General features: G+C 46.4%; 11 protein-coding genes and 2 pseudogenes. 10 read left to right on the forward strand and 3 right to left on the reverse strand.

What is annotated here, in order from left to right:
• The first annotated feature begins 38 nt into the window (after nucleotides 1–38).
• The 4 genes and pseudogenes from rplU to proB form a co-directional block, all read left to right on the forward strand.
• Nucleotides 39–350, forward strand: a complete 312-nt coding sequence (rplU, locus tag FD975_RS01045) for a 50S ribosomal protein L21 (protein ID WP_041484800.1) — start codon at nucleotides 39–41, stop codon at nucleotides 348–350.
• A 33-nt stretch (nucleotides 351–383) separates the two neighbouring features.
• A complete protein-coding gene (gene rpmA, locus FD975_RS01050) occupies nucleotides 384–644 on the forward strand; it encodes a 50S ribosomal protein L27 (protein WP_015420374.1) in 261 nt (86 codons plus the stop codon).
• Between the two features lie 87 nt (nucleotides 645–731).
• Nucleotides 732–1,826, forward strand: coding sequence for a GTPase ObgE (gene obgE, locus FD975_RS01055; RefSeq protein WP_215302451.1), 1,095 nt, complete (start codon nucleotides 732–734; stop codon nucleotides 1,824–1,826).
• A 29-nt stretch (nucleotides 1,827–1,855) separates the two neighbouring features.
• Nucleotides 1,856–2,632: pseudogene (proB, locus tag FD975_RS01060) on the forward strand (glutamate 5-kinase); the annotation flags it as partial.
• Nucleotides 2,633–2,662: 30 nt separating this feature from the next.
• Here proB and FD975_RS01065 read toward each other — a convergent pair.
• Complete coding sequence (locus FD975_RS01065; RefSeq protein ID WP_251371235.1) at nucleotides 2,663–3,232, reverse strand: CNP1-like family protein; 570 nt, start codon at nucleotides 3,230–3,232, stop codon at nucleotides 2,663–2,665.
• The gene (locus tag FD975_RS01070; protein WP_215302453.1) at nucleotides 3,229–3,825 is read right to left on the reverse strand and encodes an RNA pyrophosphohydrolase; all 597 of its coding nucleotides are present in this window, start codon (nucleotides 3,823–3,825) and stop codon (nucleotides 3,229–3,231) included. Before FD975_RS01070 ends, FD975_RS01065 begins: the two co-directional genes overlap by 4 nt.
• A 50-nt stretch (nucleotides 3,826–3,875) precedes the next feature.
• Here FD975_RS01070 and FD975_RS01075 point away from each other — a divergent pair, with 50 nt between their 5' ends.
• On the forward strand, nucleotides 3,876–5,618 hold the full coding sequence (locus tag FD975_RS01075) for a proline--tRNA ligase (RefSeq protein WP_215302454.1): 1,743 nt from the start codon (nucleotides 3,876–3,878) through the stop codon (nucleotides 5,616–5,618).
• A 19-nt stretch (nucleotides 5,619–5,637) separates the two neighbouring features.
• Here the strand turns inward: FD975_RS01075 and ffh are convergent, their stop codons facing one another.
• Nucleotides 5,638–7,020, reverse strand: coding sequence for a signal recognition particle protein (gene ffh / locus FD975_RS01080; protein ID WP_215302455.1), 1,383 nt, complete (start codon nucleotides 7,018–7,020; stop codon nucleotides 5,638–5,640).
• A 20-nt stretch (nucleotides 7,021–7,040) separates the two neighbouring features.
• Between ffh and FD975_RS01085 the strand changes: the two genes are divergently transcribed.
• The 5 genes and pseudogenes from FD975_RS01085 to FD975_RS01105 form a co-directional block, all read left to right on the forward strand.
• Entirely contained in the window at nucleotides 7,041–7,889 is an 849-nt protein-coding gene (locus FD975_RS01085; protein WP_215302456.1) for an inner membrane protein YpjD, read from the forward strand.
• Nucleotides 7,890–7,893: 4 nt separating this feature from the next.
• Nucleotides 7,894–8,709, forward strand: coding sequence for a 1,6-anhydro-N-acetylmuramyl-L-alanine amidase AmpD (gene ampD, locus FD975_RS01090; protein ID WP_251371243.1), 816 nt, complete (start codon nucleotides 7,894–7,896; stop codon nucleotides 8,707–8,709).
• Between the two features lie 274 nt (nucleotides 8,710–8,983).
• Nucleotides 8,984–11,950, forward strand: a complete 2,967-nt coding sequence (locus tag FD975_RS01095; RefSeq protein ID WP_215302457.1) for a ribonucleoside-diphosphate reductase subunit alpha — start codon at nucleotides 8,984–8,986, stop codon at nucleotides 11,948–11,950.
• 46 nt (nucleotides 11,951–11,996) lie between these two features.
• Complete coding sequence (locus FD975_RS01100) at nucleotides 11,997–13,175, forward strand: ribonucleotide-diphosphate reductase subunit beta (protein WP_215302458.1); 1,179 nt, start codon at nucleotides 11,997–11,999, stop codon at nucleotides 13,173–13,175.
• Between the two features lie 343 nt (nucleotides 13,176–13,518).
• Nucleotides 13,519–13,898: pseudogene (locus FD975_RS01105) on the forward strand (histone); the annotation flags it as partial.
• Nucleotides 13,899–13,946: the final 48 nt, after the last annotated feature.

Here is a 13,946-nt window from a genome sequence, read left to right on the forward strand (position 1 = left end):
ATTAGCTTAAATGTAGATATTAATTGAGGTTTCAAACCATGTACGCGGTCATAAAAACCGGTGGCAAACAGTATAAAGTTGCTGCAGGCGAAAAATTGAAAATAGAACAGATACCAGCGGAAATCGGCAGCGAAATCACTCTTGACCAAGTCTTAGCCGTAGGCGAAGGCGCTTCACTCAAATTGGGTGATCCATTGGTTAATGGTGCAGCTGTGATGGCCACTGTCGTCTCCCAGGGACGTCACGATAAAGTGACAATCTTTAAGATGCGCCGTCGCAAGCATTATCAAAAGCACCAAGGCCATCGTCAGAATTACACAGAAATTCTGATTAACACGATCAAAGCCTAATTTAGGCTAACGGCTAAATAGCAGGAGAAAGATATGGCACAGAAAAAAGGCGGCGGCTCGACACGAAATGGCCGCGACTCAGAATCGAAACGCTTAGGCGTTAAAGTTTTTGGCGGCGAGCAAATCAACGCTGGCAGCATCATCATTCGTCAACGTGGTACACGAGTACATCCGGGTATGAACGTTGGTATTGGTAAAGATCACACTTTGTTTGCCTTAGTTGACGGACAAGTGGAATTTGGCGTTAAGGGTGCTTTGAAGAAGGCCCAGGTTTCAGTTCTCCCGCGTTCATAAGGCGCCTGACTGAGACACGTTTGATTCAGATTTATTCCGAATTTAACTCTTAGGAACAGGCCTCGCTAAGCGAGGCCTTTTTTATTCATGAAATTTATAGACGAAGCTCGTATTGAAGTCATAGCTGGCCAAGGTGGCGCCGGGAGTGCCTCCATGCGCCGCGAAAAGTTTATTGAATTCGGTGGTCCTGATGGTGGCGATGGCGGTAAAGGCGGAAGCGTATGGGCAACCGCAGATCGCAACATCAATACGCTGATTGACTATCGTTACGCCAAAACGCACACTGCAAAAAATGGTGAGCCTGGTCGTGGCGCCGACTGTTATGGTCGCGCAGGTGACGATATTGAGTTGCGTATGCCAGTTGGAACCATCATTTCTGATTATGAAACTGGTGAACCGATTGCCGACTTAACCACGCACGGTGAGCGCCTTTGTTTGGCGCAGGGCGGTGTTGGGGGATGGGGAAATATTCACTTTAAGAGTAGTACGAACCGCGCTCCTCGCCAAAAGACGAATGGCAAAGAGGGTGAGCGTCGTAAACTCAAGCTTGAATTAAAAGTATTGGCTGATGTTGGTTTATTAGGCATGCCCAATGCTGGTAAATCCACTTTGATCACCGCTGTGTCTAACGCGCGACCAAAGATTGCGGACTATCCGTTTACAACCTTACATCCAAATTTGGGTGTGGTGCGCGTAGGCGCTGAGCGCAGCTTTGTGATTGCAGATATTCCGGGATTGATTGAAGGTGCCGCGGAAGGTGCTGGCTTGGGGCATCGCTTCTTAAGGCACTTGCAGCGCACTGGAGTGCTCTTGCATTTAGTCGATATTGCTCCATTTGATGAGAATATTGATCCAGTGGCAGATGCTGTTGCTATCGTGAATGAATTGCGTAAGTACGATGAAGCCTTGGTTGAGAAGCCGCGCTGGTTAGTGCTGAACAAAGTCGACATGATTCCTGAAGAAGATCGCAAGAAGGTGGTTGCGGACTTTATTAAGCGTTTTAAGTGGAAGGGACCTGTATTTGAGATCTCCGCTTTAACTGGATTGGGCTGCGATAAGTTGTGCTATTCATTGCAAGACTATTTGGACTCTATTCGTAAAGATAGAGATGATGAAGATGAGCGTGCTGCTGATCCACGTTATCAAGAACAAGCTCAGCCAGAAGATAAAACTCCAGATTAAGCAGTAGTCATTTGAGACCTGAATTTGATATGAGCACTCAGAAAGCGAAACGAATCGTAGTAAAAGTAGGTTCAAGCCTAGTCACTAATAATGGTGAGGGTTTGGATCGCGCTGCAATCGGCATGTGGGCAGAGCAAATGGCCGCCTTGTTGGCTTCTGGTCATGAGGTGTTGATGGTCAGTTCCGGCGCGATTGCTGAAGGCATGCAACGTCTTGGCTGGAGTAAGCGTCCACAGGAAATTCATCAACTACAGGCTGCAGCTGCCGTTGGTCAAATGGGCTTGGTGCAGGTCTATGAAAGTTGTTTTGCACGCTTCAATTTACGTAGTGCGCAAGTATTGCTGACGAATGCAGATTTGGCGCATGCTGAACGCAATGCCAATGCCAAGGCGACGTTAGATACTTTGCTAAAGCTTGGTGTTGTCCCTATCATTAATGAAAACGATACGGTTGTTACTGATGAAATTAAATTTGGTGATAACGATAGCTTGGCCGCATTAGTCACGAATTTAATTCATGCGGACTTACTAGTGATCTTGACTGATCAAGGCGGATTGTTTACTGCTGATCCGCGTCAAGATGCTACCGCCACTCTTTTGAGTGATGCTACTGCTGGTGATCCTGCGTTAGAAAAGATGGCTGGTGGTGCTGCAAGTGAGCTGAGTAAGGGTGGCATGTTGACCAAAGTGTTGGCTGCGAAAGTTGCCGCTCAAACAGGGGCTGCAACTATCATTGCCTCAGGGCGCGAGCCTCAAGTTCTCACTCGCCTGCTAAATGGTGAAAAAATTGGTACTTACCTGACTGCTGCTTAAGCGTCAAAACCCAAGCAATGCTTTTTAATTAATCACGCCAAACGAGTTAGTGGGTTTTGTACCGCCAGTAAATCCATTAGGGTTCAGTGACTGAATAATGTTTTTGATGCTCTTTTCTTGAGTGTTGAAGTTGCAAAATGCCCCTTGAGCTAAAGCAGCTTGATAACGATTTGGTGTGTGGTCTTTGATTGGATTCCAGCTAGAAAGAGGGTTTTCTTTCCAAGTATTGGATTCAAAGGTGCCATAGAGTCGCCATTGGAAAGAGTCGCAACGAATACCTTCGTATTGGACTTGGCTGTTTCCATTGGGGCTAGTCAAAATAACGATGTATCTCGTGATGCCATCGTTGCCGATCAAAATCGAGTCAGTATCGATTGCAAACTTGAAAATTGTCTGCTGTGAGACGTAAAAGGGTTGAATGGTTGATTTATTGGGAGGGTTCAATGGCATTGCTGTTGCGCCTTCTTTGAAGACCATTGGTGCAAAAGGATCGACCCCGCTCTCCAGTGGATCGCCTGCACATCCTGCTAGGACTAAGCTGATAGCTAAGCCAAGGGTTGAGAGTCTCAGACTGCGAATGGATGATTTCATCATGGCTTATCAGTAGGTTTTACTTCTTTGGGCTCATCTTCTTCGCCCCCATACAGGGATTGAAATAAATCGAGCGGAGATCCCCAGGCAAGTTGCTGCATACGTATACCGCGGGACAAGTAGCGCGCTAGCTCGGAGAGGGCTAGTTGATAGACTTCGCGTTTGAAGTCAATGACGGTGTCTAGTTGAATCCAAAACGGAACCCACCTCCAAGCATCAAATTCCGGATGTTCCGAAGCGCGCAGCTGAATATCGGTATCTAAACCCACTAAGCGCAGCAAAAACCAGATTTGTTTTTGACCGCGATAGCTGGCTCGATGCGTTTTAGAGGCATGTTGACGACGCAGGAACTCCTCTGGGACGTCGTAACGAAGCCAGTCCCTAGTACGTCCAATAATTTGGACATGTTCTGGCATTAAGCCCACTTCCTCATGCAATTCGCGGTACATGGCCTGCTCTGGGCTTTCACCATGCTGAATCCCGCCCTGCGGGAACTGCCACGAATGCTGCCCAACGCGTTTTCCCCAGAAAACCTCGTTATGGCTGTTGAGGAGGACTATGCCGACATTGGGTCGATACCCTTCACGGTCAAGCATGAGATCGTGCCTCAAATCCTTTAAAATCAATGATTTGATTATATCCATACATGAAAGCTTCACAGTCATTTCTCGCCACACTAAAAGAAGCCCCTTCCGACGCTGAGGTGGTTTCGCACAAACTCATGGTGCGTGCTGGTTTAATTCGTAAGCTCAGCGCGGGCATCTACAACTATTTGCCTCTGGGATTGAAGTCCATTCGCAAGGTGGAAAACATCATCCGTGAAGAAATGAATCGCGCTGGCGCAATCGAATTGCTGATGCCAATGATTCAGCCTGCAGAGTTGTGGCAAGAGACGGGCCGCTGGGAAAAGATGGGGCCAGAGTTGCTTCGCATCAAGGATCGTCATGATCGTGACTTTTTAATTCAGCCGACCTCAGAAGAGGTGGTGACTGATTTAGCGCGTAATGAAATTAAGAGTTACAAACAGCTGCCGGTGAACTTTTACCAAATTCAGACTAAGTTCCGTGATGAGCGTCGCCCACGCTTTGGAATCATGCGTGGTCGTGAGTTCAGCATGAAGGATGCTTACTCCTTTGATCGCGATACTGAGGGATTGAAGAAGTCTTATCAAATTATGTTTGATGCTTACACTCGTATCTTCAAGCGTATGGGCTTGAAGTTTCGTGCAGTAACGGCAGATAACGGTGCTATTGGCGGATCAGGTAGTCAAGAGTTTCATGTGATTGCAGATACTGGTGAAGATGCCATTGTGTATTGCCCAAATTCTGATTACGCTGCCAACCTTGAGGCTGCTGAGTCAGTCTCATTAATTGCGGTACGCGGTGCCGCAACTCAGGAGCTGACTAAAGTTGCGACACCAAATCAAACAAACTGCACTGAGGTTGCCAAGTTTTTAAACCTGCCGCTAGAGCAGACTGTGAAGTCATTATTGTTTGCCGCTGATCAAGAAGAGGGCCCAGCTAAATTATTTATGCTGTTAGTGCGCGGTGATCATGAGCTAAATGAAATCAAGGCGAGCAAGATTCCTGGAATGGCAGAGTCACGTTTTGCCAGTGAAGCTGAAATTGCGCAGGCATGTAATGCACCAGCGGGCTATTTAGGGCCAGTTGGAATTGCTGCTGATGTGACCGTAGTCGCAGATCGTACTGTTGCCAATATGGCTGATTTTGTGTGCGGCGCTAATGATGCTGGCCATCACTTAACAGGCGTGAATTGGGGTCGTGATTTACCGGAGCCTTTAGTGATGGATTTGCGTAATGCCGTAATCGGTGATCCGTCCCCTGATGGTAAGGGTGTTGTGGATATCTGCCGCGGTATTGAAGTGGGCCATGTATTTCAATTGGGCACACGCTACTCTGAAGCAATGGGCTGCACCTATCTTGATCAACAAGGCAAAGCACAGCCTATGGTGATGGGTTGTTACGGTATTGGTGTAACTCGTTTATTGGGCGCTGCAATCGAGCAGGGTAATGATGAGCGCGGAATTATTTGGCCGATTTCGATGGCACCATTTGAAGTAGTAATTTGTCCAATGGGTTACGACAAATCAGAGGCAGTGAAAGTTGCTGCTGATCAATTACATGATGAGTTGATTGCTGCTGGAGTCGATGTGGTGTTGGATGACCGAGGTGAAAGACCGGGTGCAATGTTTGCTGACTGGGAATTAATTGGTGTTCCGTTCCGCGTTGTGATCGGTGATCGTGGTCTTGCAGATGCTCAAGTCGAATTCAAGGGCCGCACCGATGCTGAATCAGAAAATATCCCGCTATCAGAAATTAAAGCAAAAGTGATTGCTGCAATTGAGTCTGCTAAGAAACTCGTTTCTTAAGCCAAACAGTTTTTAAGTATTATTTTTTAAAGAGTCCGCCAATACCCTTGGCGGCTCCTTTGGCTGCCATGGATGCCATAGTGCGCGCCATCTTGCCACCCTTGAACTGTTTCATCATGGTTTGCATTTGTTCAAACTGTGCAAGCAGACGATTCACTTCTTGAACCTCAACGCCTGCGCCCGCTGCAATTCGACGTTTGCGAGTGGCTTTCAATAACTCCGGTTTTGCACGCTCTTTGGGTGTCATGCTGTCGATGATTCCGCGCATGCGCTTGGTTTGTTTATCGGCGGCGCTTAAATTGGTTTTGGAGGCGGCTTGCGCCATATGGCTTGGTAGCTTATCCATCAAACTAGCCATACCTCCCATCTGTTGCATCTGCACCAGTTGATCGCGGAAGTCGCCTAGATCAAACCCGCCTTTAGAAATCTTACTCGCTAACTTTTCTGCTTTGGCAACGTCAACGTTTTGTTGGGCTTGTTCAACCAGTGCAAGAATGTCGCCCATACCTAAGATACGGGTTGCCATGCGGTCAGCATCGAATGCTTCGAGGCCATCCATTTTTTCAGCAACACCAATGAACTTGAGTGGCACACCAGTAACTTGACGTACAGAGAGTGCGGCACCACCTCGTGAGTCACCATCGAGTTTGGTGAGGATTACACCAGTGAGTGGGAGTGCCTCATGGAATGCTTTGGCTGTATTAACAGCATCTTGACCCAACATCGCATCAACAACAAACAAGGTCTCGATCGGATTGAGATTGGCGTGCAAGGTTTTAATTTCTTGCATTAGCGCTTCATCAATACCAAGTCGACCAGCCGTATCTACCAAGAGCACATCAAAATAATGGCGGCGAGCCCAATCAAGAGCAGCAGCAGCAATTTCACTCGGCTTTTGATTGATATTGCTTGGGAAAAATTCAGCGCCAACTTGTTTAGTGACGGTTTCTAGCTGTTCGATGGCTGCAGGGCGATAGACGTCACAAGAAACAGTTAAAACCTTCTTTTTCTTCTTTTCTTCTAGAAACTTGGCTAACTTACCTACCGAGGTAGTTTTACCGGCACCCTGTAAGCCAGCCATCAGAATGACTGCTGGAGGTTGAGTAGCTAGATTCAGTTCACCACTTTGCGCGGTATCTCCACGCATGACTTGGGCTAGCTCACGTTGCACCACCCCAACAAGCGCTTGGCCGGGACTAAGGCTTCCAACCACTTCTTCGCCAAGGGCTTTAAATTTAATTTGCTCGAGTAAAGATTTAACGACTGGAAGTGCAACGTCCGCCTCCAGCAAGGCTAGCCGGATCTCCCGCAGCATTTCTGCGGTGTTTTCTTCGGTAAGGCGAGCTTGGCCCCGCATTGTTTTCACAACACGAGATAGACGGTCGGTGAGATTCTCTAGCATTTATCGATTAGACTTTCCAGATGGATATTTTAGGTTACTCAGGCTCGGGATGGCTCCCATCTGCACTTTATTTGCTGCTTTTGGTCTTTTTAAGTTCGCGACCAAAGGGAAAAATTGAATCTCCAGCTTTTACAGGCTTGGTTCAGGCATTCATCTTATTGATTTTGCTGGTACATGGAGTTGTGCTGCACGACTCGGTCTTTACCCCTGAGGGATTTGTTTTTGGTTTTGCCCAGGATTTGTCACTAATCGCTTGGGTTGGCCTCGCTTTTTATTGGTTTCAGTCTTGGTTTTTGCCTATCTCTAGCTTGCGTTGGCTAGTTTTGTGTTTTGCACTGATCTGCTCGGTATTGCCCGCCCTTTTCTCAGGCACCTTAATTTCTCCAAAGGCCGTCTCTGATCCTTGGTTTAAAGGGCATTTTATTGTGGCTACGATCTCAGTTGGATTATTGAGTTTGGCGGCGATGCATGCCATGTTGATGAGTATTCAGGACCGAGCATTGCATCGTCAGTTAGCCATTCTCCCCAATAGTCGTATAGCCCACTGGCTTGAGGATTTGCCGCCCTTGATGACAATGGAAAGTTTGTTGTTTAACTTACTGTATGTGGGTGTTGCACTTCTGAGTTTGACTGTATTTTCAGGTCTACTTTTTTCACAAGCATTATTTGGTAAGCCGCTTGTTTTTGATCACAAGACCATCTTTGCATTGATTTCCTGGCTCTTGTTTTCTGGACTTCTCATAGCCCGTTGGCGTGTTGGTTTACGTGGGCGTGTGGCCGTTCGTTGGGTCTTGAGTGCTTATGTCGTTTTACTACTGGCTTATGTTGGCAGTAGATTTGTGTTGGAAGTAATTCTTCAGAGAGTATGACGTTTTGATTAAGTGGCTTTTACTAATTGCTGGCGCAGGCGCTTTGTACCTTTGGATAAAAGGAAAAAAACAAACAAAGCTCAATAGCGATGAGGCTGCCAGGATAAAGGCTGAGCGAAACAAAGTTGTTGAGCCAGAAGTGATTGTCCAGTGCCGCCATTGTTCAGTTCACCTTCCAAGGCCCGAGGCGATTAGGCAAGAGGATCGTTACTATTGTTCTCAAGAACATCTTGATAGCCTAGACGATCAGGGTTGGCTGGGTTATGCCGCTTGGCGAATTTCACCAAATCAGGATATTCGGCCAGAAGGTGTCGCTCCTGATTTAGTGGTGATTCATCACATCAGTCTTCCGCCCGGCGGTTTTGCAGATCGAAACTCAACGCAATTCATTGTGGATTTTTTCCAAAATAGGCTTGATTCATCGCTTCACCCTTATTTTGAAGAAATTGCTGATCAAAAGGTGTCGAGCCATTTTCTGATTGCACGTAATGGTGAGGTCTATCAGTTTGTCTCTACTCAGAAGAAAGCCTGGCACGCCGGTGTTTCATCTTTTTTAGGTCGCGAGAAGTGCAATGATTTCTCTATTGGAATTGAGTTGGAGGGTGATGATGAACATCCTTTTGAAGATATTCAGTATTCCATCCTGGCTAAATTAAGCGCTCAACTAAGTTCTGCCTACCCTAATCTGCAATTTGCTGGCCATAGCGATATTGCCCCCGGCAGAAAAACAGACCCTGGTATTCAATTTAGTTGGCAAAAGTTCCAAGCCAAAACCGGCATTTCAGCTAAAAAAATACCCTTTGGTTTGGACCCTCGCTAGAGCTCCTAAGTAGTATGTGAGCACATGCTCACTTTATTGCCCTTTAGTTAAAAAGGACTGCTAATTTTGCACCAAAATAGCCCTTAAATTCCTGGGATGCCTAGGAAAAATACTTATAAATATTCGTCAGAAATATCTTACCAAATTCCAAATATTTCCCTATACTTAGTGTCAAATGCACTTCGAGACACTAGATGTAGTGTTTGAATTCGGCAATACCCTATTGTTTTTTAACGATTTTTTGTCCAAATAACTATATATAAGTAGGAAAAATATGACATACGCTAACCCCCAGACAGCAGGACAGACTGCCGGCACAAATAATCCAGGGATGCACCCTTCGGAATCCATGAATCAAACCCCGTCTGCTGGCTTTGTAGCTGGCGGAGTTGGCGGTGGTCAAGCTACTCAATTGTCTGACTACAAAATCATTCGCCGAAATGGCTCAGTAGTGGCATTTGAGCCATCAAAGATTGCGATTGCGGTGACTAAAGCTTTTCTGGCGGTTAATGGGGGTCAGGGCGCAGCATCTGCACGTGTTCGTGAGCAAGTAGAGCAATTAACTCACTCAGTAGTGCGTGCCTTGTTGCGTAGTCGTCCGAATGGCGGCACATTCCATATTGAAGATATTCAAGATCAGGTTGAGTTGGCGTTGATGCGCAGCGGTGAACACAATGTTGCCCGTGCGTATGTGCTCTACCGTGAGAAGCGCAATCAAGAGCGTGCAACACAACAGGGTATCGCACAAGAAACGCAGGCTGCTACTCAAGCTGGTGAATCTGGCCTGAAGGTTACGGACGATGGGGTAGAGAAGTGGCTAGATATGGCTGCTTTGCGCACCATTATTGAGGCAGCATGTGAAGGGCTTGGTAATAATATTGATGCAAGCCCAATCATTACTGAAACTATCAAGAATTTGTACGATGGTGTGCCGATGGCACAGGTGTATGACTCAGCGATTTTGGCGTCACGCACTTTGATTGAAAAAGATCCTGCATACAGTCAAGTCACTGCACGCATCTTAATGCACGTGATTCGTAAAGAAATTTTAGGTCGCGAAGTACTGCAAGGCGATATGCAGGCTGAGTACGCCACCTACTTTGCTAAGTACATCAATGAAGGTATTTCTGCTGAACTCTTAGATCCACGCATGCGCGAGTTTGATCTACCAAGATTAGCGGCTGCCTTGAATGCAAGTCGTGACTTGCAGTTCAATTACCTTGGTTTGCAGACTTTGTATGACCGCTATTTCTTGCATATTGAAGACCGTCGTATTGAGATGCCACAGGCTTTCTTCATGCGCGTTGCAATGGGCTTGTCTTTGAATGAGTTGGATCGCGAGCGTCGTGCAATCGAGTTCTATGAAATTCTCTCTACATTTGATTTCATGTCCAGTACGCCAACATTGTTTAACTCAGCGACAACACGTCCTCAGTTATCAAGCTGCTACTTGACAACGGTGGATGATGATTTGGACGGCATCTATGAAGCATTGAAAGAAAATGCACTCTTGTCTAAGTTTGCTGGCGGTTTAGGTAATGACTGGACAAACGTGCGCGCCTTGGGAAGTCATATCAAAGGCACTAACGGTAAGTCACAAGGTGTGGTGCCATTCTTAAAAGTGGTGAACGACACAGCAGTTGCGGTGAACCAAGGTGGTAAGCGTAAGGGTGCAGTTTGTGCTTACCTAGAGACATGGCACTTAGATATTGAAGAGTTCCTCGAGTTGCGTAAGAACACCGGTGATGACCGTCGCCGTACGCATGATATGAATACGTCTAACTGGATTCCAGACTTGTTCATGAAGCGTGTAATGGAGGGTGGTGAGTGGACACTGTTCTCGCCTTCAAATACGCCTGACTTGCATGATAAATATGGCAAGGCTTTTGAAGAGGCCTATGTTGCCTATGAGAAAAAAGCGGATGCTGGTGAATTGAAACCATTCCGCCGCATTCCTGCGCAGCAATTATGGCGCAAGATGTTGGGCATGCTGTTTGAAACTGGTCACCCATGGATTACATTTAAAGATCCCTGCAATATTCGTAGCCCACAACAGCATATTGGTGTGGTCCACTCTTCTAATTTGTGTACTGAGATTACTCTGAACACAAACGAAAGCGAGATTGCTGTGTGTAACTTGGGTTCAGTGAACTTAACAGCCCATATGACTACCGATGCATCTGGCAAGATGATTTTGGATCACGAGAAGCTCCAGAAAACAATTCGTACTGCAATGCGCATGTTGGATAACGTCATTGATATCAACTATTACGCTGTTGCTAAAGCCCGTAACTCCAACTTGAAGCATCGTCCTGTTGGTATGGGCATCATGGGCTTCCAGGATTGCTTGCATATGCAACGCATTCCTTATGCTAGCGATGAAGCGGTGAAATTTGCTGATTCCTCTATGGAGGCAGTGTGCTACTACGCCTATCAAGCATCCAATGAGTTAGCTGAAGAGCGTGGCGTTTACAGCACTTACAAAGGATCTTTGTGGGATCGCGGCATTCTTCCGCAAGACTCAGTAGCTTTGTTGGCAGCAGAGCGTGGCGGTTACCTTGAAGTCGATAGCTCATCTACGATGAACTGGGATGGTTTGCGTGCCCGCATCAAGCAGCACGGTATGCGCAACTCCAACTGTGTAGCAATTGCACCGACAGCAACGATTTCCAACATCATTGGCGTTTCAGCCTGTATTGAGCCTACATTCCAGAACTTGTTCGTGAAATCTAACCTTTCGGGCGAGTTCACTGTAGTAAATGAGTATTTGGTGCGTGATTTGAAGGATCGCGGCCTTTGGGATGAAGTGATGATTGCCGATTTGAAGTACTTTGACGGTACTTTGTCTAAGATTGATCGTGTTCCACAAGATTTACGTGACTTGTATGCCACTGCATTTGAGGTAGAGCCAAGCTGGTTGGTTGAGGCAGCTTCACGTCGTCAGAAGTGGATTGACCAAGCGCAGTCACTCAATATCTACATGGGCGGTGCATCAGGTAAGAAATTAGATGACACTTACAAGCTGGCTTGGTTGCGTGGTCTAAAAACTACGTATTACCTCCGCACAATGGCTGCAACTCACGTTGAGAAGTCTACTGTTTCAAGTGGTCAGTTAAATGCAGTTTCCAGCGGTGGTGGTGTGAATGGTACAGATGCATCAGCAGCGCAAGAATTGGATGGCCCAGCATGCACAATGCGCCCGGGCGATGCTGGATTTGAAGAATGTGAAGCTTGTCAGTAAGCATTTGATTGCTGATCTATAAAAGAAAAGAATTTAGGAGATTGTTATGTTGAATTGGGAAGAAGAAGTTGCGCCGGCACTAGCAAGAGCAGGTCTCGCACAGCAACCAGTTGTGGCAGAACCACAGCGCCCACAAGCAGACGAAGTCGCAATTGCGCCTCAAGTCGCCGCGCCTACACAAGCCGCTTCATTAGGCGGTGGCGCAGCTTTACGTGTCAATGCTGCTGATAAGCGTGTAATTAATGCAAAGACTGACGTAAATCAGCTGGTTCCGTTTAAATATAAGTGGGCTTGGGAGAAATATCTTGCTGGTTGTGCAAACCATTGGATGCCGCAAGAGATTAATATGAATCGCGATATCGCGCTTTGGAAGGATCCTAATGGCTTAACTGAAGATGAGCGTCGCATTATCAAGCGCAATCTTGGTTTCTTCACGACAGCAGATTCTCTGGCGGCAAATAATATTGTTTTGGGTACTTATCGCCACATCACTGCCCCAGAATGCCGTCAATATCTATTGCGTCAAGCGTTTGAGGAGGCAATTCATACTCATGCCTATCAATATATTGTGGAATCTTTAGGTTTAGACCAGAGCGAAATCTTTAATGCGTACAACGAGATTGAGTCCATTCGCGCTAAAGATGAGTTCTTGATTCCTTACATTGACGTATTAACTAACCCAAATTTCAAAACTGGAACATTAGAAACCGACCAAACTTTGCTGCGATCACTCATTGTTTTTGCATGCGTGATGGAAGGTTTGTTCTTTTATGTTGGTTTTACGCAAATACTTGCGATGGGTCGTCAAAACAAAATGACGGGTGCTGCTGAGCAGTATCAATACATCCTTCGTGACGAGTCTATGCACTGCAATTTTGGTATTGATTTAATTAATCAAATCAAGCTGGAGAACCCGCAGTTATGGACTTCTGCGTTCAAAGATGAGATCAAATCTATCTTCGAAAAAGCAGTGGAATTAGAGTACCGTTATGCAGAGGATACGATGCCTCGCGGAGTGCTCGGATTGAACGCGCCGATGTTCAAAGGTTACCTAAGATACATCTGTAATCGCAGATGTTTGCAAATAGGACTTGACGCAATGTTCCCAAATGAAGAGAATCCATTCCCATGGATGTCAGAAATGATTGATCTGAAAAAAGAGAGAAACTTTTTTGAGACACGCGTTATTGAGTATCAAACTGGCGGTGCGCTAAGTTGGGAATAGTAGTCAGGTAGAAAGCGCATAGCCGGCTAAATAGGAGATTAGACGGTTGGATAGTTTTAAAAGTCAGCAAAACCAGACTCAAATCCGAAAACCCTTGTCCAAGGGTGTCTGGTCTACTCTCCCTATTTTTTCCAGCAAATTTAAGAAGCCGTTGTCCTTTGGGGCCACGGCTTTTTTTCCAGGATTCATTAGCGTGCAGCACTTAGCATCAAGCCGCGCGCCGATGAATGGCTCGCTCGTCGGCTCCAATCGGTTGCAAAACCAAGCGGAAATGAATTGGTCGGGTCTTCTTAATCGGTAGTTTGTACTAATCCTCACGTGAAGGAGCATTACTATGGCAATCGCCAAGAAAAAAGTTGCTGCAAAGAAACCTGCTGCTAAAAAGCCTGCTGCTAAAAAAGTAGCTGCTAAGAAGCGTCCTGCTGCTAAAAAAGCTGCTGCTAAAAAGCCTGCTGCTAAAAAAGTAGCTGCTAAGAAGCGTCCTGCTGCTAAAAAAGCTGCTGCTAAGAAGCCTGCTGCTAAAAAAGTAGCTAAGAAGAAGCCTGCTGCTAAAAAAGCTGCTGCTAAAAAAGTAGCACGTAAAGTAGCAAAAAAAAAGTAAGTAAGCCTGCTGCGAAGAAAGCGGGCAAGGCTGCAAAAAAGCCCGTGGCTAACAAAGCTGCTACTTCAACTGCGTTGAATCCAGCTGCTGCTTGGCCCTTCCCAACTGGCACGCGCCCATAAGCTCTGCTTGTAGGCGGGTGAAGTTCAAAGGGATCTCTCACGAGATCC

It is taken from the genome of Polynucleobacter sp. AP-Jannik-300A-C4 (assembly GCF_018688335.1).
Taxonomy (GTDB): Bacteria; Pseudomonadota; Gammaproteobacteria; order Burkholderiales; family Burkholderiaceae; genus Polynucleobacter.